This is a genomic window from Streptomyces niger (genome assembly GCF_000718305.1).
In the GTDB taxonomy this organism is placed as follows: domain Bacteria; phylum Actinomycetota; class Actinomycetes; order Streptomycetales; family Streptomycetaceae; genus Streptomyces; species Streptomyces niger.
In genome coordinates this window covers 22,305-42,809 of sequence record NZ_JOFQ01000030.1, presented here as the reverse complement: position 1 = coordinate 42,809, position 20,505 = coordinate 22,305, and the positions used below count along the sequence as shown (strand labels likewise).

The 20,505-nt window shown below is 65.5% G+C and carries 14 protein-coding genes; 10 read left to right on the top strand and 4 right to left on the bottom strand.

The features are described from left to right. Nucleotides 1-84: 84 nt before the first annotated feature. The 3 genes from IF20_RS38585 to eccE all read right to left on the bottom strand — a co-directional run bounded on the left by IF20_RS38585 (nucleotide 85) and on the right by eccE (nucleotide 5,642). Nucleotides 85-3,402 carry an SCO5717 family growth-regulating ATPase gene (locus IF20_RS38585; protein ID WP_199896885.1) on the bottom strand — a complete coding sequence of 1,106 codons (3,318 nt, stop codon included), beginning with the start codon at nucleotides 3,400-3,402 and terminating at the stop codon, nucleotides 85-87. A 228-nt stretch (nucleotides 3,403-3,630) separates the two neighbouring features. Continuing rightward, nucleotides 3,631-4,371: a hypothetical protein gene (locus IF20_RS33995; RefSeq protein WP_052869296.1), complete on the bottom strand. Its 741-nt coding sequence runs from the start codon at nucleotides 4,369-4,371 to the stop codon at nucleotides 3,631-3,633. Further along, the gene (gene eccE / locus IF20_RS33990) at nucleotides 4,371-5,642 is read right to left on the bottom strand and encodes a type VII secretion protein EccE (protein ID WP_110944812.1); all 1,272 of its coding nucleotides are present in this window, start codon (nucleotides 5,640-5,642) and stop codon (nucleotides 4,371-4,373) included. The genes IF20_RS33995 and eccE overlap by 1 nt, the downstream gene beginning before the upstream one ends. A gap of 303 nt (nucleotides 5,643-5,945) precedes the next feature. Here eccE and eccB point away from each other — a divergent pair, with 303 nt between their 5' ends. The 10 genes from eccB to IF20_RS33945 all read left to right on the top strand — a co-directional run bounded on the left by eccB (nucleotide 5,946) and on the right by IF20_RS33945 (nucleotide 16,118). After that, on the top strand, nucleotides 5,946-7,433 hold the full coding sequence (gene eccB / locus IF20_RS33985; RefSeq protein ID WP_052869295.1) for a type VII secretion protein EccB: 1,488 nt from the start codon (nucleotides 5,946-5,948) through the stop codon (nucleotides 7,431-7,433). Nucleotides 7,434-7,465: 32 nt separating this feature from the next. Further along, nucleotides 7,466-8,713 (top strand): type VII secretion-associated serine protease mycosin, encoded by a 1,248-nt coding sequence (gene mycP, locus IF20_RS33980; RefSeq protein ID WP_052869294.1) that lies wholly within the window; start codon nucleotides 7,466-7,468, stop codon nucleotides 8,711-8,713. 233 nt (nucleotides 8,714-8,946) lie between these two features. Continuing rightward, nucleotides 8,947-9,288, top strand: a complete 342-nt coding sequence (locus IF20_RS33975; RefSeq protein ID WP_052869293.1) for a WXG100 family type VII secretion target — start codon at nucleotides 8,947-8,949, stop codon at nucleotides 9,286-9,288. Nucleotides 9,289-9,337: 49 nt separating this feature from the next. Next, entirely contained in the window at nucleotides 9,338-9,613 is a 276-nt protein-coding gene (locus IF20_RS33970; RefSeq protein WP_052869292.1) for a WXG100 family type VII secretion target, read from the top strand. A gap of 118 nt (nucleotides 9,614-9,731) precedes the next feature. Then, nucleotides 9,732-10,190 carry a hypothetical protein gene (locus IF20_RS33965; protein ID WP_199896884.1) on the top strand — a complete coding sequence of 153 codons (459 nt, stop codon included), beginning with the start codon at nucleotides 9,732-9,734 and terminating at the stop codon, nucleotides 10,188-10,190. Nucleotides 10,191-10,208: 18 nt separating this feature from the next. Beyond that, entirely contained in the window at nucleotides 10,209-11,645 is a 1,437-nt protein-coding gene (locus IF20_RS39540; RefSeq protein WP_199896883.1) for a WXG100 family type VII secretion target, read from the top strand. Between the two features lie 144 nt (nucleotides 11,646-11,789). Then, nucleotides 11,790-12,917 (top strand): S8 family serine peptidase, encoded by a 1,128-nt coding sequence (locus IF20_RS38580; RefSeq protein ID WP_199896882.1) that lies wholly within the window; start codon nucleotides 11,790-11,792, stop codon nucleotides 12,915-12,917. A gap of 249 nt (nucleotides 12,918-13,166) precedes the next feature. Beyond that, nucleotides 13,167-13,502, top strand: a complete 336-nt coding sequence (locus IF20_RS33955) for a hypothetical protein (RefSeq protein ID WP_052869289.1) — start codon at nucleotides 13,167-13,169, stop codon at nucleotides 13,500-13,502. Continuing rightward, nucleotides 13,499-14,644 (top strand): WXG100 family type VII secretion target, encoded by a 1,146-nt coding sequence (locus tag IF20_RS33950; protein ID WP_052869288.1) that lies wholly within the window; start codon nucleotides 13,499-13,501, stop codon nucleotides 14,642-14,644. The genes IF20_RS33955 and IF20_RS33950 overlap by 4 nt, the downstream gene beginning before the upstream one ends. A gap of 325 nt (nucleotides 14,645-14,969) precedes the next feature. Further along, nucleotides 14,970-16,118 (top strand): hypothetical protein, encoded by a 1,149-nt coding sequence (locus IF20_RS33945; protein WP_234426946.1) that lies wholly within the window; start codon nucleotides 14,970-14,972, stop codon nucleotides 16,116-16,118. A 417-nt stretch (nucleotides 16,119-16,535) separates the two neighbouring features. Here IF20_RS33945 and eccCa read toward each other — a convergent pair whose 3' ends face one another. Continuing rightward, nucleotides 16,536-20,495, bottom strand: coding sequence for a type VII secretion protein EccCa (gene eccCa, locus IF20_RS33940; protein WP_052869286.1), 3,960 nt, complete (start codon nucleotides 20,493-20,495; stop codon nucleotides 16,536-16,538). Nucleotides 20,496-20,505: the final 10 nt, after the last annotated feature.

Here is a 20,505-nt window from a genome sequence, read left to right as displayed (position 1 = left end):
CGAACAGAAAAGAGTGAATCCCCTTGCTGGGCAAGGGGATTCACTCTTTTCTCATGCCTTACGCGCTACGCGCCGCGTCTGCCGCTACTGCTGCGGAGGCTGCGGGGGCTGCTGCTGCCATCCGGGCTGCGGCCCGGGCTGCCCCGGTTGCCCCTGCGGCCCGGGCTGGCCCGGCTGTCCCTGCTGAGCGGGCTGGCCCGGCTGCCCCTGTGGCGCCGGCTGCTGGGGGTAGCCGTAGCCGTACTGCCCACCGGGCTGCGGCTGTTGCTGCCACCCCGGCTGCGGGCCGGGCTGTCCGGGCTGGCCGGGCTGAGCGGGCTGGCCCGGGTACTGCCCCGGCTGACCCGGGTACTGGCCGGGCTGACCGGGGTACTGGCCGGGCTGGCCGGGGTACTGGCCGGGCTGCGGCTGGCCCGGCGCGCCCTGGCCCGGAACCTGCTGGTAACCGCCGGGCCCGCCCGGCACCGGCGGCGCCCCGTTCGGCGGCTGGGCGGCGCTCTGCTGCTGCGTCCACAGCCCCTGCGCCTGCTGCGCCCGCGAGAAGTCCTCCGCGACCATCGCCGAGAGGTTGAAGTACGCCTCACGGGTCCGCGGCCGCATCATGTCGAGGTCGACCTCGGCACCCGCCGAGAGGTGCTCGTCGAACGGCACGACGACCACGCCGCGGCAGCGCGTCTCGAAGTGCGACACGATGTCCTCGACCTTGATCATCTTGCCGGTCTCGCGCACCCCGGAGATCACCGTGATGCTGCGCGAGACGAGGTCGGCGTAGCCGTGCGCCGACAGCCAGTCCAGCGTCGTACTGGCGCTGCTCGCACCGTCCACCGACGGGGTGGAGATGATGATGAGCTGGTCGGCGAGGTCCAGCACGCCGCGCATCGCGCTGTACAGCAGGCCCGTACCGGAGTCCGTCAGGATGATCGGGTACTGCTGGCCCAGGATGTCGATGACGCGGCGGTAGTCCTCGTCGTTGAAGGTCGTCGAGACCGCCGGGTCGACGTCGTTGGCCAGGATCTCCAGGCCGGACGGTGCCTGCGAGGTGAACCGCCGGATGTCCATGTAGTTGTTGAGGTACGGGATCGCGGTCACCAGGTCGCGAATGGTCGCACCGGTCTCCCGCCGCACACGGCGCCCAAGGGTGCCGGCGTCGGGGTTGGCGTCGATCGCGATGACCTTGTCCTGCCGCTCCGTCGCCAGCGTCGCGCCGAGCGCGGTGGTGGTCGTGGTCTTGCCCACGCCGCCCTTGAGGCTGATCACCGCGATGCGGTAGCAGGAGAGGACCGGCGTACGGATCAGATCCAGCTTGCGCTGGCGCTCGGCCTCCTCCTTCTTGCCGCCGATCTTGAACCGCGAGTTGCCGGGCTGGTTGGCCCCCGGCTTGCGGACCTTCTGCTTGCCCTTGATGAGCCGCTCGGAGGACAACTCGACGGCGGCGGTGTACCCGAGCGGCGCACCGGCCGGCCCGTTACCACCCTGCTGCGGCCCCTGCCCCTGTCCAGGCCCCTGTCCCTGTCCAGGCCCCTGTCCCTGTCCAGGCCCCTGTCCCTGTCCAGGCCCCTGGGCCGCCCATGCGCCGGCACGCGGGTCGCCACCCTGCTGACCGGCCTGTCCGGCCCCCTGGCCACCGGGGTAGCCCTGCGGTCCCGCCTGCTGCCCGTACGGCGGCTGCCCGGGGCCGCCGGGCTGGCCGTACGGGTTGGGCTGGGCGTGCGGCTGCGCACCGGGCTGGCCCTGCTGCGCGTGGGGCTGACCGGACTGGCCGGGCTGACCGGGCTGGCCGGGCTGTGCCTGCGCGGGCTGCTGCGGGTATCCGTAACCTGACGGCTGCGGGTAACCGTACCCCGGCTGCGGCCCCGGAGCCCCGGGCACGGGGCCGGGCTGCCCACCGGGCTGCCCCTGCTGAGCGTTCGGCTGCCCGGACTGCCCCTGCGGCGTGTTCGGCTGGCCCGGCTGCCCCTGTGCGGGCTGCTGGCCAGGCTGTGCAGCCGGCCCGGTGGCACCGGGCGCACCCTGTCCACCCGCGGCCGACGGCCATCCCTGACCAGCCTGCCCGGCCTGGCCCGGCTGCCCGGTCTGGCCCGGCTGAGCCGACGGGGTCGGTGCTCCCGGCACCGGCGACTGCCCACCGGTCTGCGCGCCGGGCTGACCGGCCTGCCCGGCGGCCTGCCCGGGAACCTGCCCCGCCTGACCCGGCATCGGCTGCTGGGGGGCCGGCTGCTGGGGGGCCGGCTGCTGGGGGGCCGGCTGCTGCCCCGGAGCCGGGTAACCGTAACCACCCTGAGCGCCCGGCTGCCCCTGCCCGCCCGGCTGTCCTTGAGCGGGGTAGCCGTAACCACCCTGCTGGGGCGGCTGAGTCGACTGCTGAGTCGACTGCTGAGCCGACTGAGGCGGCTGTCCCTGCGCGGGGTAGCCGTAACCCCCCGGCTGCGCGGCCTGGTTCGGAGCGGCGGCCTGCTGCGGTACGCCCGGCGCCCCGGTCCCCGGCGCCCCGGTCCCCGGTGCTCCGGCACCCGGTGCGGGCTGGGCCCCGGGGCCGGCCTGCTGCCCCGGCACGGCACCGGTGGCCGGCGGGAAGCCGTAACCACCCTGGGCCGCACCCGGCGCCTGCGGGTCGGCGGGCCGGAACTCCGGCGGCAGCGGCGGCAACGAAGCCCCGGCCCCCTGCGGCGAACCCGGCATCCACGCCGCGGCCGCCGGCGCACCGTGCGGCGGCGTCGGAGGCGCCGCATCCTCGCTCAACGGCTCAGGCTGCTCGACAACCGGCTCCGAGCCACCCTCACCGGCACCCTCACGGGCGCTGGCACCAGCCGTGCCGTCGTTCTCCTCGCCCCCGGAAGTCCTCCCGGAAGCACCCTCGGCCGCAGGCTCGGCAACGGACCCGCTCTTCCGCTCCTGAGCGGCCCGCTCGTCGATCTCGGCACGCAGTGCAGCGGCCGAGAACTGCATGGTCGACCCGCCGCCCTGGTTCCCGTTCGCACCCTCGGGTTCGTCGCCGGCCCCCTGTGCAGCGGCGGCCTCGGTCTCGGCCGCACCGCCCGGGGTACCGGTACCTTCGCCGGCCCCAGCCGCCCCATCGCTCGCCGACTCGGTCGACGGTGCCGCCGGCGTCGGAGCCGACTCAGGCATCGACGGCGTCACCACCGGCGGAAACAGCGGCTCACCCAGCGGCGGCGGAGGCGGCGGCACCGTACCCGTACCGCTCACGCCGGCCCCGCCGGCCGAGGACCCGGCCCCGGCACCGGTGCCGGACCCGGCACCCGCCCCCGAATCGGAGTTCTGCGTGTACCAAGCAGGCGGGGTGTAGTCGATGGTGAACTCACCCGTCATTTCGGGATCCGCGTCGGACTGATCCTCGCCGGGGGTGATGCCGCCCGTGCGGATCTCGTCCCGATCGCTGCTCACTACGCCTCCTGCTGTGGTCTGGCACCTCTGAACGCCGAAGGGACGCCGCCCACGTCTGCGTCGTTGTTCCGGTCGGTCGCCCGGCTTTCCCCCGTCAGCCTTGCGCGGCGGGTGGACCTCGATCTCCCGACGCGCGTATGACAAGACTAAACGCCGTCACCGACACAAGGGCAGCCCGTACAGACGTCACCGGTAACCGGTGTGTCACGGACATCGGTACGTGCCAGATCAATCCAGCCGACGCGGGTTCCCCAGCAGCCCGGTCTCAGCATCGGTCGGCTGAGTCACGGTGTATTGCCGGGAACGCTGGTTGCTCCAGAGAGTGACACCATCGCCAAGCGTTGACAAAGACTCCACGTCGGTGGCGGGCAGACTCAGGATCTGACCGATCTTCGTGGCTTCCGGTGGTGAGACCCGCTGAACACCGGCGAGGTCGGCCTTGTCGAGGAGGCGGGGAGCCACCGGGCTCAGGTAGGGGAGGAGCGTCAACACAGCCTGCCAAGGCAGTGCCGAAACCCGGCCCCGGGGCGGTCGCATCCCACAGTCCCGCACGACGAGTACCGGACTCCCCGCTGATGGACCCTGTGGTGGCACGCGACCCACCTCGCACAAGGTCATGCACGGCTGACCGCCGCCGGCAGCCTGCACCAGAGGCGCCCAGGCCTCCGGCCGCCCCGTCTCGACAGCTACGCGCGAGCCGGTGCCCGCAGCCCGCAGCGCCAGGGCCTGAGCCGTCCACAGCCCCCCGACCAGCACCACGTCGAAGGGGTCAGGGCGGCTGAAACCGACAACGCAAGGCTGCCCTTCCGAGTCGGCACCGACCACCACACCGTCGTCACCGACCGGAAGCGAAAGCGACTCCAATTGTGCGAGCGGCAGAGTGTGGCGCTCGCGGCGTGGCCCGATCAAGCCGAATCCGGCCGAAACCCTCCGGGCCGGACGAGCACCAGCATCGGCACGTGTGGCCATCAACGAGTCCCTCCCAACGGCAGAGTCGCGAGGACACCGGGCAGCTGTTCGCGATCGAGACGTACGAGGCCGACCTTCGCTGCTCGTGCAGCTCGTCCCAGGACGGCTCGAGCCTTGACCAAATCGGTATCGCTCCGTCCGGTGATCCGGACGTGGCCGCTCACAGCGGGCCCGCTGCGGCTGCCGCCCGCAAGCGTGAGACTGAACGTGGTGGCGAGCGCGGGCATCGATGTCAGTAGCGCAACCACCTGGGGCAACGGCGTTTCACCTGCGCCCAACGGAGGCCATCGTCCCATCCAGTAGGTGGTGTGCCAGCGATCATCGCAACGCCATGCGCGGGACGTTTCTTGCGTGCGTCGTGTGGCGATGCCGGAGTGCTCGGCCTGTGCGGTCGCGCGCGGATTTGCGCAGACGGACGTTGCCAGGGCAGTGATCAGCTCGCTCTCCCCGAGCACCTTGGATGTGAATCCGGCTCCCGTGACCCGGCTTGCGAGTTGGTCCACCGCCCGCAGGAGACAGCGTTGGGCCCCTTCGAGTCCGCCACCCCGAGCCTGAACGGCTTCAGGGCACAGCTCAGGATGGAGCTTCAGCGCGATCCACGTCAGACGGAGCGCAGGTGAGCCGCTCTGCTCGTGCAGCGTCTGGTAACTGCGCGCGGCGAGCGCCTGCTCGGGTAGGTAGGGCGACGGTGCCGGCTGGGTGTGCAGAACCATCTGGACGGACTCCAGCCGGATGTCGTCCACCGCCAGAGCGTCGTTCAGCAAGCGCACCGGGAAAGGGCGTTGGAGCCGCGCGGGGCGTAGCGGGGAATCCGTGGTCTGCACTTGGAGCACAGCGGTGAGGAACGTGCCGTCACTGATCATTCCGATCTCGCGTCGGTCACGCGAGGTGAAGGCGTAGGTGTGCAACGCGGGATCGCATTCCGCGACGGGCGCGAAGGCGGGGTCCGCGACGGGGAGAGCCGGCCCCGCTGCGGCCCGCTGACGACGGCGGAGCGAGGTCGCCGTGGTCAACCACTCCGAGAACGGCTGCTGTCGGCGCCGCAGCAGTGCGAAGAGCGCGAGCAGTACTGCAAGGACGATCGCCGGCACGAGCAGGACGTTGGAAATGGCCCAGCCGACCAGCACCACGGCAGCGGCCGCTTCCAGGAGCACCAACTGCTGCAGTTTGAGGGGACCGAGCCTCCCCGAACGCGAAGGCTGCCGCCGGATGTCACGCGGCTCCGGCGCACGGTTGCGTGCGCGGGGGCGCGACCGAGTGGCAGAACTCATCAGGGAGATCCCCCTTGTTCCTTTCGTCCCTGTCAGCGGGAGGTCCGTCAAGTGCAGACCGGTCGACCGCGCAGTCACGCTATCGGGAACTCGGAAGGGCCAGTGGTAGGGGTGCGGCCTATCCGCGGCCGAATCATCAAGAATGCGTGCTTTTCGATCCATAACGCGGACGGCCCCGAGCGACGTGGTGTGCGCATCTACCGGCATAGTGGGTTCCCAGCGAAAAGACTGGACCGGGGCGGCGCCCGCAGGTCGGCGGCAGCGCCGGGCTGCTGAGGTCAAGACGGGGAGAAGCGGCTGCACATGGCATCTCGACGAGAAGAGTTCAGCGCATACACCTTTGCCAGGAAGCGGACAATAGCCGCTTTTCTGCAGCCCTCTTCCGGCGTCACCGAAGAAGGCGCCCCACGGCCGCTGCGCTCACTGCTCCCCGGGCTCGTCGCTGGCGCCCTGGTCGTCATCGGATTCGGTGCGTGGGGAGCGTTCCGGCCGGTCGCCCCGCAGGGCTGGAGCAAGCCTGGCGCGCACGTCATCGTGGGAACTGACTCGACTTCGCGCTATGTCGTACTGGGCACAGACAAGAAGAGTCAGCTCCATCCGGTTCTCAATCTCGCCTCGGCCAAGTTGCTCATGCAGGGGAACGGCGATGCGGACATCATCAGGGTGCAGGATTCGGAGCTCGACAACGGGAAACTCCAGCGCGGACCGACCGTTGGTATTCCCTATGCTCCGGACCGGATGCCGACGCCTGAGGACGCGGGTACGAGGAAGGACTGGGCGGTCTGTGAACAGCCCAGCGCCAACGGGAGATCGACACAGCGGGCCGTCTTTCTCTTCGCCGATCGTGAAGCGGGAAGGGTGGAGGGTCGCAACCGGCTGCACGGCGGCCAGGCCCTCTACGTTCGCAGCAAGGCAGGGGAGCGCTACCTTGTCGACCCGCACGGCATGAAGTACGTGATCGGCGGGGCACAGACCGGGCAGCAGGCCGGAGCCGCCTACAACTCGTTGCTCCGCGCCCTGTTCAAGGACGGTGCCCAGCCCCAGTTGGTGAGCGATGAATGGTTGCACTCGCTCGGGGACGGTAAGCCGATCGATTTCCCCGTCGTTCCCGGGACGGTCGGTACGAATGCGGGCATCCCCAGCCTCGGTGACGCCAACCGTGTGGGCATGGTGCTGGAGGCGAGGTCCGGAGTGACTACGCAGAACTACGTTGTTCTGCAGGGCCGAGTGGCGCGTGTCTCCGAATTCGTGGCCCGTCTCCTCTTGGGTAGTCCGCAGCTGACCACGTTGGGGCAAGAAGGCACCGCGGTACGCGTGAACGCCCCTGATTTCACATCGAACGGCGACGAGTTCTATGCGGCGAAGAAGTGGCCGACACACGCCCCGCGACAGGCGAACTCCGGTGAGGCAGGTACCGACACGGCTGTGAAGGACACCGTGTGCAGCATCCTCACAGGTGTCAAGGAGGACGGGACACCCGAATTGGGGGCATGGGCAGGTGAGGGCTACCCCAAGGCGATCGTGGACGGCGCCACGAGTGCCTACGTCACCCCCGGCACCGGACTCCTCTACCGGCAGTTCCAGGGCAAGGCGACCGGCTCCGGTCCGGTCTTCCTCGTCACCGACACCGGTCTGCGTTACCAGTTGGACTCCTCGAATGGCCGGAACGCACAGAACAAGCTCGGCTACCGAGGCACCAGCCCGGTTCCTGTTCCCATCGGGTGGTCGGAGTTCCTTCCGGTCGGGCCGCGGCTCGACGTAGACAGTGCCAGGCAGCCACAGGGGTCGTAATGTCCGTTACGGCCTGGAACAGGGAAAAGCGAATGACTTCACGGAAGCCGCCCGCTGGGTTCGCGCCGACAGCAGTGCTCGCAGTCCTGGTAACTCTCATGGTGGTGCCGAGCGCCGGTGCCGCTGAGCGTCGAGAGCCGGCCACTGAGCTCCTGGAGGGCAGCGGTCAGTGCACCTTTCCGATGAAGAAGCAGATCAAGGGCACGCCTTGGGCGCTGCAGCGCATCGTGCTGGATCAGTTGTGGAAGGACACGAAGGGACTGGATCCGGAGGGGCGCCCTGTGCGGGTTGCCGTCATCGACACCGGCGTCGACGACAGCAACGTGCAGCTCAAAGCCGCGGTCGACGCGAGAGCAGGCGGTGTCTACCTGCCGGGTGGTAAGGACGCGGACGCGACGGAAGACCAGGTGGGGCATGGCACGAAGGTTGCCGGCATAATCGCCGCTCGACCGCGCCCGGGGACGGGCTTCGTCGGCCTGGCGCCGCAGGCGAAGATCATCCCACTCAAGCAGAACGACGACAGGAACAGCGGCAGACCTGAGGGCATGGCTCAAGCCATCAAGAAGGCCATGCAGGAAGGCGCCAAGGTCATCAACATCTCTCAGGACACCGTGGCGAAGCGGCCCTCGGCGGCCTTGACGGCGGCGGTGGAGCAAGCGTTGAACCACGACATCGTCGTGGTCGCAGCGGCCGGCAACGATGGCGCGGACGGAAAGTCCAGGAAGACCTATCCAGCCGCAATACCCGGGGTCCTGGCAGTGGGCGCCTCGGACCGGGACAACGGACGCGCTTCCTTCTCCCAGAGTGGTGACTTCGTCGGTGTGGCGGCTCCGGGCGTCGACATCGTCTCGACGGTGCCCAAGGGGGGCCAGTGCGTGGACAACGGCACGAGTTTCTCCGCTCCGTACGTCTCGGGGGTGGCGGCGTTGATCCGCGCCAAGCATCCCGACTGGAAGGCCCATCAAGTCGTGGCCCAGATCGAACAGACCGCAGAACGCGGAGTCAACGGGCGAGACAAGTTCATCGGTTGGGGTGTTGTCGACCCGGTGCGAGCCCTCAGCGACGACGACGAGCCCATCGAACAACCATCCGCGGAGGCGGACCAGGGCAGGAGTGCCCTGGCGCCGGATCCGTTTCCCGTTGCCGACGGAGAAACCCCGGCAGAGCGGAAAGAGCGCATCGCCACTTATACGCTCGGCGCCGCGGGGGTACTGGTCGCCATCGCCGTGGGGACAGCCGCAGTGCTGCGGGAGCGCGCACGACGCCGATCCAGCAGGTAGATGCGCATAACGCCCTAGTTGTCCATCTCAGTCAAAATCACCCCCTACAGGCTGCTCGAGTGGGCCTTCCAGAATCCGTGGTCAATGCCCGAAACGGCGCAACTTGGGGCGTGTGGGGATGGGTTGGTGCCGGTAACGCCGATGACTAGAGTGACTCATAGCAACTAGTCTGCTGCGTCCGGGAGCACTGCCGAAGCGGTCTCTCGTGTCCAGAATATGGGGGAGGGCGCGAAATGAGCGGAAAGCTCAAGCTCACAAACGAGGAACTGGACGACCTGGTCAAGGACCTCCAGCGCATGGAAGTCACGCTTGAGGCGAAGATCAAGGATCTCAACCACACGGTCAACCACGTCGAGGGGAACTGGAAGGGTGTTGCGGCCAACGCCTACAACAACCTCCAGCGACAGGTGAACGACGACACGCGGCGCCTCAAGGACCTCTTGGTGTTCATCAAGGATGCGGTGAAGGCGAGCCGCGACGGTTTCAGCGAGCAGGAGACCGAGCAGCTCAACTCCTTCAAGAGCGCCGGCGACCTGGGCGGTAACGGCGTACTCGACCGTTTCCAGGTTTCGTGACCCGTTCTGCATCGAAACCACCAGCACCGCACCAGGGGAGGCACCACTAATGGAAATCACCTATGCCGAGGTCGTCCACGCCTCGCACAAGGTAAAGAAGACAGCCGAGTCGATCAAGTCTGAACTCGACGACTTGAACAGGCGGGTCAAGAGGGTCGTTGAGTCCTGGGACGGTGAGACGCAGCGAGCCTTCTACGACCGTCAGCGTGACTGGGATCAGCGCGTTAACAGCATGCATGAAACGCTGCTGTCGATTTCGCGGAAGCTGGAGAGCGCAACCGAGGGCTACAAGGGCGTCGACCACGGAAACGCCCGCAGGTTCTAGTCGTAGCCGCTGTCGCGACTACATCATCACAGTGACACGCAAGAGTGTTCCAGGGTGTGAGGTGCCGTAGGCGCCTCACACCCCACCTCTTGAACTCGGAGCTTTGGGGAGGCTCATCATGCGGAAAGACGATGGTGGCGGGGGCAAGTCAGACCTGGATGCTCCCACAGAGTCTCTGCAGAAATTCAAGGGGCGAGTGGATGATCTGCTCAAGGACCTGCAGGGATCCAAGGCAGACCACAAAAAGATCGACGATCACAAACTGACCAACGCAGTTTTCGGTCACTCAACTTTCCCCGAAGCGGCCAAGCTGGGGTCGGCGTACTCGAACGTCATCGACCGGCTGAAGGTCCTTTCGGAAATGCTGGGTAACCAACTCGAAGCGATGGGCATCACGGTTGACGCCGCTGACCGCGGCTACCAGAACATCGACGAAGAGCACGCCGAGCGCCTGAAGAAGCTCCAGACCGAGAGCAAGATCTTTTATTCGGCCTCCAGCAACGGTGACCATTCGGCAACAGCCGGCAAGGGCAAGGAAAAGCCTGAGGCAGGCTCGGACAGCGCAGACACCATCTGATCGAACGGGGGAACGGCCATGGGTGACGCGAGCAGCCTGCCATCACTCAACGCCTGCTACAACTTTCCTTACCTGGAAAACATGCCGCTCAAAGATCTGCTTGCCATGATCAAAGGAGCCAACGCCGACGACATCCTCGACAAGGGGTTCGCGTTGGCTGACGCGAAGATCGAGATCAAGTGGATCGGCGAGGAACTCAAAAAGCACGTGGGCCGCACCACGTGGGAGGGCAAGGCCGGTGACGCCTTCCGCGAATGGGGCGACGAATTCGCCAAGGAAACCCTGAAGCTCGCCGAGTACGCGGGCAGTGTGGGCGACGCCATGGTGACCGCCGGCCAAGCCCTCAAAGAGGTCACCAAGTCGATGCCCGATATGCCTGCCAGCACGGAAAAAACGATAGAGGTGAAGAGTTCTTCACCCAAGGCAGACACGGTCGAGTACGGCAAGGCCCCCGACGCCGAGGAAGAAGAAAAGGTCCGTAACGAAGCCCTCAAGCAGATGCACAAACTGGCGTCGTACTACGCGATGTCCGAGGGCTCCATCTCCGCAGCCGAAGAACCAAAGTTCAAGCCGCTGCCGGGCGAAGTCATGCCGGATAGCAGTGACTACCGGGACAGTTGGCAAGCGGGATACGGCAGCACACAAGCAGGGGCCAGCCTACATGGTGCCTATCCCACCGTAAGCTCTCCGCACATGTCTGTGACGTCTCATGACGGACTCGATAGTGTCCGAGTCCCGGAGGCATCGCGAACACATATTGACTCTGTCGCTCCGCCGAGCGCACCACATGTTCCGCCTTCTCCGAGTCCTACGTCACCTAATCTGCCGGGCCCGGTGGGGAACACTAACGTGACTCCCCCCGTCATGATGCCGGCACCAACTATGCCCGGTGGAAAAGCAATCGGTTTGCCTCCGTCCACCGGCGGACGCATGTCCACGGGAATCCCCGGAATGACAGAGAGAATAAGCGGTGGTTCGGGAGCTGCACGCGCTTCCTCACTGCCCCACCCCAACAACGGAATTGTTGGCGGCACCCCAGGCGGTTCACAAGCTGGCACGCAATCTCGTGTGCCGCGTGGGCCGGTCATTGGGGCGGGGGCGCAAAGTGACGTGGGGCGTGGACCGATGGGCTCGGGCGCCGTCGCAGGCAGCACCGGAGGTATCAGCTCCTCCAGTGCTACCAGCCGCCGCATGGCCTTCCAGCCAGGCGGAACAGTGCAGGTGCCAAACAGCGGTCGTAAGCCCCAAAAGGAATTCACGTCCGGCGGCAGCGGCCTGCTGCGAAGGAGTGAGACGAACAGGGACAACCCAGGGACATCGACTGTCTCGTATCCTGCCGACCAGGGTGCGTCGTTGAAGCATGGCCACCGCTCCAGCACTCAGTCTCCTCTGACCGAAGATGAGGAGACCTGGACCATGGGACGTCGCAACGTCGTTCCTCCCGTTATCGACTAAGACATCAGAGGCAAAGAAAGCGGTAGGTTGACTATGCGGGTGACTCGAAGGCGTACATGGGGCCGAGCGGTTGCCTCATTCTCTACTGCCGCTTCTTTGTTCGTCATCTCTGGAACCGTCGCGCCTCCGGCCCTCGCGGAGAGCATGCGTGATCGCCAGTGGTACCTCGACCGGATGCAAGCTGAGCGTATGTGGGAGGTGAGCACGGGGAAGGGCGTCACGGTGGCTGTTCTTGATGGTGGTGTCGACTCTTCCGCACGGGAATTGACCGGCAAAGTGCTGGAAGGCAAGAACTTCGTAGTACCAGGGAAAAGCGCGGAAGAAGACGAAGACGGCCATGGCACCGCAATGGCGATGCTGATCTCAGGGAATGGCGCTGGTGGACAGGGAATTCAAGGACTCGCACCCAGCGCAAAGATTCTACCGCTGACCGTGGTCGACTCGCACAAGAAGGCCAAGAGTACGACTCTCGTTGAAAGGATAGCTTCAGCTATCCGGTACGCGGCCGACAGTGAAGCGAAGGTCATTAATATGTCGGTTGGTGAAGCCGAGTACGATGTCGGTCAACGCGAGCAGCGTGAGTTGCAGAGTGCTGTCGATTATGCGATCGATCGTGGCAAACTGCTCATGGCCAGCGCGGGAAATTCTGGCGATAAGGGAAACGTTCTAGAGTATCCAGCTGGTTCCGCAGGAGTAGCTGGTATCAGCGCCGTGAACCAAAGCTTGACGGCTACTAAGTATTCGAACACGGGACCGCAAGTGGCGCTCGCTGCCCCCGGCGAAGACATCCCAATCAGATGCAAAGAAGAGGGCGGCTACTGCCGGAGCGGCGGTACAAGTCAGGCCACGGCGATCGCGTCCGGGGCAGCTGCCCTCATCTGGTCCAAACATCCGGGTTGGACAGGAAATCAGGTCCTGCGCGTGATGATGGAGAGCGCCGGCAGGCCAAAAAGCGGAAAGGTTCCGAGCCCTTCACTGGGATACGGCACGACCTGTGCTCGTTGTGCGGTACTCGATAACAAGGGTACCCCGGGGCCAGCGGACGTGAACCCGCTGGTTGAAGCCAAGACCTCAGCATCTCCCTCGCCTTCTGCTTCCGCGGGAGCGACGGATCTGAAGAAAGACGCACCTTCCGGTGGGCTTGCCGCAGACAGTTCCCGGGAGGAAGGTAGCAACGCCGCACCCTGGATCGTTGCCGGCTTGCTGGTCGTCGGTCTCGCGGCAGGTGCCGCTGGCTTTCATGCTCTCCGGCGCAAATCCCAAGTGCGTTGAACTGGGCACGGAGGACGACTATCCGAGAATGGTGTCCTCCATGCTCACTTGGACGCCAAATGCGTACTTCCCAATACGATCACCTCGTTGACTACTCGGGCGCGATCTTGGTGGAGGGGCACCCGGCGCTGGGCCCCAGAAACCTTCGATTACTCAACTAGAGGCTGATCGCTTGCTCAATTACACGCTCAGGGCAGAAAACAGTAGAAGACGGCTTCAAGAACCTTAGGTCAAATGGGAGGGTATGCAGTGGCCGACGAAGTATCACATGTCAACCATGGCGAATTGGTGAAGTTGGCGCGCAGCTTCGAGACGCATTCCTATGACTTGGCGTCATACCTCAAGGCATTCACTGCAGATACCGGTGAAGAGGTGATCAGCGATGGTTTCGGTGTGCTGACCGAATCCGAGGAGGTGACCTCGGCGTACAACGACTATTCTAGTGATGTCACCAGTGCGGTGAAGGTAATTCACGCCCACTTGGACGCAATTGGCGCCGCTTTGAGGGAAGTCACCAAGACCACGCACGCCTACGACAAGGATGTTGAAGCGCTCTTCGGGCATCACGAGGGAGGAGAACGATGAGTGGAGACGAATCCGTCGCCGAGGAGATCGTTGAGCTCGGAATCGAGATCGTTAATCCTGGTGGTCGGCCCGAAGAGCTGGAAAAGGCCGCCAAGGCCTGGCGTACCCTGAAGACGCAGATTGATCAAACTTTCAGCACCTTGGACAAAGAGGTGAGTAAGGCCGTCGGTCACGCCTGGCGGGGGGAGGCCGCAGAAGCTTTCCACGACCACTGGCTCGAGTGTAAGTCTTCGGTCGGCAAGATGACCGAGCAGTTCGACGAAGCCGCCGAAGGTCTTGATGATGCCGCGAAAGCGATTCGCGAGGTAAATTCCGAGATCCACGACATCTATAAGGAAATCGGAATATCTGTCGCCATCTCCGTCGGAATGTCCTTCCTGACGATGGGGGTATCGGCTGCGGTGGGTACGGCACGTATCGCGATGTTGGCCGAGAAGGCCCTCGCTGCAGCGGGAAAGCTGGGGCGGATGTTGAAGGCTATCGCGCAGGCTTACCGTGCCTTGAAAAACCTTTCCACGGCTGGATGGGTGACGGCTGGCATAAAGGGGCTGGAGTCGCTCGCGGTGAACACGGCTACCGGTACCGCTGGTGGCGTTGCCACCAGTCTCCTCAGTGGTAAAGGTCCGGAGTGGGAGACCAACCTCGCGGGCGGAGTTGCCGGTGCAACTGTCGGTGCTGGGGCGGGCAACCTCGCCGCGCGACTGGGGGCTAACAACTTCGCCAGCGGCATGGTTGGGGGCGCAGTCGGGGGAGTCGGCGGCGATGCTCTAGATAATCAACTGAAGGATAAGCCAACGGACTTCCGGCAGAGCGCGATCACGGCTATTGCCGGTGGCGCAGCGGGCGGCTTGAGCAGTGAAACACGGGGCATCGGAAGAGACATGAACAAGTTTGTGGACGACGTCCGGTGGGCCGGCTCGTCGGACAACAATTGGCGAGCGGTGCCAGAGCACCACGAGGCCCGGATGGACATAGCGTCGGGCACCGTCGTTCCCATTGCCGGAGGCGTGGCAGCGAACGAGGCTAAGGACACCTGGGACCCCGTTGACAAGAGCGTCGAGGAAGGTCGGTCGAAGACAGAGCAGGGAGTGCCGCGTCCAAAGGAAACGGCAACTGATGAGGTCCGTGATGTCTTCGGGTAACGATGTTACGAGGGGAGCTGTCGTCGACGCTCGTGTAGGACCAGCACCCCGCAGGGCAGGTGCGTGCTTCGCGGCCTTGTGCATAGCGGCCATGACTTCGGTAATTTCTCTCTGGCTCTTCAGCTCCGATCCGGAGTTTCGGCAGAAGAGTATTCTTGTCGTCCTAGCCTGTGCGCTCTGCTGCGTCGGAACCATAGTCGTGTATCAGCGCAGGATGGGTGGGCGACGACCGTTCCCCGCGGTAGCCGTCGCCGAATTTTCGGAAACTGCGGCGATGGCGGGAGTCGCAGTCACGGGTGCTGTGCCCGTGAAGGAGCCGGCGGTGATGCCCCGTGTGCTGCCCTCGCGACGGCCCATGCAGTGGCGTGCGCTGGGTTGGTGTTTCGGTGTGTTCGTGGCGCTGGTGGGCCTTTTCGCGTTTGCGGCGGGCTCACCGCAGCGACCGGAATTGATGCAGCGCATTCACGATGCTGGCGCGGAATTCGCGCGCGTCCCGGTCGAAAATGTCAGTGACGTGCAATTCCACGATACGAGCAGGACCAAAGACTACTACACAGCGACGGCGGTTGTTCGGCTCGATCATGGCGTGAAAGGCGCGCCGGTGAGAGCCACCGTGCGTACGGAAACCCTCAATCGATTGGGCGCTGGGGACCGGGTCTCGGTGCTTTACGCCCCTACGCAACCCCGCTTGGGTGCCATCGCGGGAGACGAGCGCAGTCTCGAGCCTGCGCTGCGTGGCGACTCGATGCCCTTTTGGCTCGCCTGGCTCTGCGTCGCTGCGTGTCTCTTCGGTATGGGCTTCGCTGTGTGGGCTGTGTCGGACGGCCATGGCCTCCGCTCCTTCTCGCGTCTGAGGTCAACCGACAGAGTCGTGAGGGTGCAATGTCTGGGCCCTGGTATCCAGATTCGAGGTTCTGGGAAACAGCGGTGCCTCAAGGTGGTCACTGCCACATCCCGGACTGTCCACCTTCTCCTGAACATCACAGAGCGTCAGTTCCCCGACGGCTTGAACGGTAAGTACCTCTGGCTCTATTGGGATGCGCATCGTGGGACAGGCGGAGGACGTTTCTCGCCGAACAAGACCCAGGCTGCGTTGCTGTCCGATGACGGCTGGGTGATGCACGGCATGCTCACGGTTCAGGATGGGACGTCACTGGCCCCCGAGGGGATCTCCGTGGAAAAGACCGACGTGGCACCTGTGACTGTGGAGAAAGATGTGGATCGGGAACGAGCGACGGGGAAGCTCTGGCTTTGGGATCCTCGCTCTGCCTGGCCGCTCTACGTCCACCCCCGGGCGCTGACCTTCGCTGCACTGCTCATTGGCTGCGCCGCGCTACTGACATGGGACATCCCCGGATTCTGGCGCTGGCTGACAGCCATCGTCGGGATTTTCGCCGGGTGCGCCTTTGCCTATTGTTCGACGGTCCAAGAACCCCTGCGATCATTTGTGAAAGATGGGGCCGAGAGCGTCTGACGTAACAACTGTAAGCGTGTCCTTACTTGGCAGTGAGCCGGTGGAGTTAAGGCCGGGAACCCGTATGACCTGGCGCAGGGCTAACTGTGGTAATGAGACAAGCGAGTCCGGCATAGGTGTGAGGAACAGCCTAACGGCCCGGCGCCTGGAGGCGACCTAATTCCAACCTGGAGCTTGAAAGATCGGCCTCCGCCCGCCTTTCCCTGCTGCATGACAAGCGAGGTCACAGGTACCATTCCGCTGCCGTCCCGGCAGCCGGGTATGGCCGGCCCCGCGACTGTCGCTGCTATGAGGTCCTGGCGGAAGCGGTTATGCGCCGGGGACCCGAGGATCCCAGCTAGTAGGGATGCACTGAAGAGAGGCGGCTTGGCCTCGCCGAGAGGCGAGGCCCGCTCACGCCAGTGTTCTCCACAATCCTCAGCGTTCATCCGGAACCCACCCCGTCTGAATCAGCGAAGCCCCATGGCGCCGAGTGACATAGATTCCTCGGCCCGGGGGGAGGGGTCGGGCCTTGACGCCGCCGAGGAGTTCGCCCTCGTTGGGGGAGCCGGACAGGATGACGCCTTGGGCGCCCAGTTCCGTGAAGCGTTGGATGAATGGCTCGTACGAGGAGCGGCCGGCGCCGGCCGTGCTGCGGGCCACGATGATGTTGACGCCGGCGTCCCGGGTGTAAGGGAGGCTGTCGACGAGTTGGGCCATCGGGTTGCTGGATGACGTGGCCACCAGGTCGTAGTCGTCCACGACGATGAACGCGCGGGGGCCGCGCCACCAGCTGCGGTCGCGGAGCTGCTGCGGTGTGACGTCCGGCCCTGGGATACGACTGGTGATGAGGGTGTTCATGTCGGTGACGTACTTCTCGAACGCTTCGTGCGCGGTGCCGTACCCGACGAGGTAGGGCTCGGGTACGCATTCGAGCAGGCTGCGGCGGTAGTCACCGACGATGAAGAGCGCCTCTTCCGGCGTGTACCGCTCGGTGAGCTGCTTGATGAGGAGACGGAGCAGGGCCGTCTTCCCGGATTCCGTCTCGCCGTAGATGGCGAAGAGCGGGTCGGTGTCGAAGTTGACGAAGACCGGCTGCAGATTCATCTCGTCGAGACCGATGGCGATGCCGTGCTGAGGCGCAGCGTTGCCCGGCGGCAGTTCCCGGACACTGAGGGTCCGGGGGAGCATGCGTACCTGAGGCGCGTGTGGTCCGGGCCAGTTGTCGGTGATCGCCTTGACGAAGGCGGCCGTCGCCTCGGGAAGGTCTTCGGTGCCGGAGGAGGCGTCGAGACGGGGAAGGCTACCCAGGTAGTGCAGTTTCTCTTCCGTCAGGCCCCGGCCCGGAGCGCCAACGGGGACGTTCTTGGCAATTTTGCGGTCGAGTTCGGAGTCCATGGGGTCGCCGAGCCGCAGTTCCAGGCGGCTGAGGATTTGATCCTTGAGCGAGGGCCGCATCTCCATGTAGCGGGAGACCGTGATGATCAGATGGACACCCAGGCCGAGTCCGCGGGCGGCGATGTCCGTTACGATCGGTTCGAGGGCCTCGTAGTCGGTCTTGAAGGCCTGCCACCCATCGAGGACGAGGAAGACGTCGCCCCATGCTTCGTCGGGCAGTTGTCCCTTGGCGCGGAGTTGACGATAGGTGCCGATGGAATCGATGCCGTGGTCGCGGAAGAACTCCTCGCGTCGGTTCAGAATGCCTGCGACCTCGGCGACGGTGCGGCGCACCTTCTCGGCGTCGAGACGGGACGCGACGCCGCCCACATGCGGGAGCCCCTCGATCGCGACCATTCCGCCGCCACCGAAGTCCAAGCCGTAGAACTGCACTTCGTGCGGTGTATGGGTCAGGGCGAATCCGCCGATGAGTGAGCGGAGGAAGGTGGACTTGCCGGAGCGGGGGCCGCCGACGACCAGCATGTGGCCGGCTGCGCCGGAGAAGTCCCGGTAGAGGACGTCGCGCTTCTGCTCGAATGGTTTGTCCACGAGGCCGAGCGGTACGCACAGCTTGCCCGAGGCCGTGAATGCCGGGGCATGCACACCGCGCTCGGCCGATGCCGCAAGAGGCGGCAGGAGCTGGTCCAGCGACGGCGATTCGGTGAGCGGCGGGAGCCAGACCTGATGCGCGGCCGGACCCTGCCCTTCGAGACCTCGCACGATGACGTCGAGGACGGTGTCGGCAAGGGCGTCGTCCTGGGGCGCCGGGCTGGTGAGGGAGGCGTCCGGCTCCGGCTCCATGTAGTGCACCGGCACGGGTGCCGCAGTGAACAGCGTCGGCCGTCTGTCGGTAGGAATGGAGCCGCCGGCCGAGCTGGCGGGGCTGGCGGCCCGGTAGGTGCCGGAGACGTAGGCAGCTTTGAAGCGCACCATCTCCTCGGTGCCGAACTTCAGGTAGCCGGAGCCCGGAACGGATGGCAGGTGGTAGGCGTCGGGGACGCCGATGGCGGTACGTGATTCGGCGGCGGAGAAGGTGCGCAGACCGATGCGGTACGAGAGGTAGGTGTCCAGGCCTCGCAGCCGGCCCTCTTCCAGACGCTGGGATGCCAGCAACAGGTGGACACCGAGCGAGCGGCCGATACGACCGATCTGGATGAACATCTCGATGAAGTCGGGCTTCGCGGTGAGGAGCTCACTGAACTCGTCGATGACGATGACGAGCGAGGCCAGGGGCTCCAGCGCGGCACCCGCCGCCCGGGCCTTCTCGTAGTCGTGAACGTTCGCGTAGTTGCCGGCGGAACGCAGCAGTTCCTGACGGCGTTGCAGTTCACCCGTGATGGAGTCCCGCATGCGGTCGACGAGCGTCAGGTCGTCGGCGAGGTTGGTGATGACGGCAGCTACGTGCGGCAGCTCCGCCATACCGGTGAAGGTCGCGCCGCCTTTGAAGTCGGCGAGTACGAAATTCAGGCTTTCGGATGAATGGGTGACGGCGAGGCCGAGGACCAGGGTGCGCAGGAGCTCGGACTTGCCCGATCCGGTTGCTCCCACACACAGGCCGTGGGGCCCCATGCCCTCCTGCGCTGCTTCCTTGAGGTCGAGCATCACGGGTGCGCCGTTTTCGCCGACTCCGATGGGTACACGGAGGCGCTCTGCCGTCGGTCTGGGCCGCCAGGTCGTGGCGGGGCCCACTGATGCCGCGTCCCCGAGCCCCAGCAGGTCGGTGAATTCGAGGTTGGAGAGGAGTGGTTCCTCGTCGTCGCTGGCGGTGCTCACACGAAGCGGCGCGAGCTGCCGGCCCAACGCCTCGGCGGCCGGCAGGGAAAGGGAGTCGGGGACTCCCTCGTAGACGGCGGATGCCGACTCCACCTGCAGCCGGCCGGGGTGCACGACGAGGGAAAGGCCGCCGCGCGCGGAACCGAGCTCACCGCGCACGATCTCGAGCACGGTGACGCCCTGAAGTCCCTCGGGAGAGGCGAGGAGAGCGTCCGGTGGCACAGCTCCTTCGTCCAGGACAACGATCAGGTGCGGCTGCTCCAGCACCGGTTGGGCGTCCCGGTTGAATCGGGAACGACCCTCCAACCGGTTGTCGAGAAGTTCCTCGATTTCACCGAGATCATCGCTGAACAGACGCTTCGTGCCTGCGCCGTCCGTCGTTCCCGGGATTTGCGCGTGGGGCAGCCACTTGATCCAGTCCCAGTCCGCGGCTGCGCTGGGTGCCGTCACGACGGCGACCATGAGGTCGTCGGGAGAATGCAACGCGACGAGGCCGGCCACCATTGACCGTGCGGCTCCCAGAACCGACTCCGGTTCGCCGGATACGGTCAGGTGGTAGAAGGCACGCAGAGATATGGCCATGGGCAAGTTGTCGAGCGAACTGTGTGAAGCCAGGAATCGCTGCATGGCCCCCGCGCACAGCGGTTCCAGCTCTTCCACAGGGGCCGTGTCCGGCGCCACCAGTGGTGTCCACAATTGCTGCGGCCCCAGCCCGATCCGGACCTGTCCGAAGTCGTCGTCCGAGACCCGCCGTTCCCACAGTCGGCTGCCTTCTGCGACCAGTGCCCACAATTGGTCGGGATGCGGATGCACATAGAACTGAGCATCTCGCTGAGCCCGTGCTGTACGCCGGACCTGCCGACGCGTCTGTGCCAGGTATTTGAGGTAATCGCGGCGTGCTTGTGCCTCTTCGCCCTGCGTGCCTTTGCGATGGCGGACGATCTGCGCGATCGTCATCGCCGCCGTCGACATGAGCATCAGAACACCCATGATCCGCATGAACGGCGGTGCGGTCGGAACGAAGAAGAACACCACGGACGAGCCCATGCCCAGCATCGGCAACAGCTGCATGGCCATGCCGTCCTGCTGTCCGCGCGGGAGTTCGGGAGGGGGTTCCAGGCGCAGCTCATCCACGGCTACTTCGGGCGGAAATGCCCGAGGCGGACGTTTCACGACGATCTGACTCACCGGCGTATCA

Coding starts and splice junctions, on each gene's coding strand:
- IF20_RS33995 (WP_052869296.1), bottom strand. CDS start 4,371: ATGGCCACACGTGCCGATGCTGGTGCTCGTCCGGCCCGGAGGGTTTCG.
- eccE (WP_110944812.1), bottom strand. CDS start 5,642: ATGAGTTCTGCCACTCGGTCGCGCCCCCGCGCACGCAACCGTGCGCCG.
- eccB (WP_052869295.1), top strand. CDS start 5,946: ATGGCATCTCGACGAGAAGAGTTCAGCGCATACACCTTTGCCAGGAAG.
- mycP (WP_052869294.1), top strand. CDS start 7,466: ATGACTTCACGGAAGCCGCCCGCTGGGTTCGCGCCGACAGCAGTGCTC.
- IF20_RS33975 (WP_052869293.1), top strand. CDS start 8,947: ATGAGCGGAAAGCTCAAGCTCACAAACGAGGAACTGGACGACCTGGTC.
- IF20_RS33970 (WP_052869292.1), top strand. CDS start 9,338: ATGGAAATCACCTATGCCGAGGTCGTCCACGCCTCGCACAAGGTAAAG.
- IF20_RS33965 (WP_199896884.1), top strand. CDS start 9,732: ATGCGGAAAGACGATGGTGGCGGGGGCAAGTCAGACCTGGATGCTCCC.
- IF20_RS39540 (WP_199896883.1), top strand. CDS start 10,209: ATGGGTGACGCGAGCAGCCTGCCATCACTCAACGCCTGCTACAACTTT.
- IF20_RS38580 (WP_199896882.1), top strand. CDS start 11,790: ATGCGTGATCGCCAGTGGTACCTCGACCGGATGCAAGCTGAGCGTATG.
- IF20_RS33950 (WP_052869288.1), top strand. CDS start 13,499: ATGAGTGGAGACGAATCCGTCGCCGAGGAGATCGTTGAGCTCGGAATC.
- IF20_RS33945 (WP_234426946.1), top strand. CDS start 14,970: ATGCCCCGTGTGCTGCCCTCGCGACGGCCCATGCAGTGGCGTGCGCTG.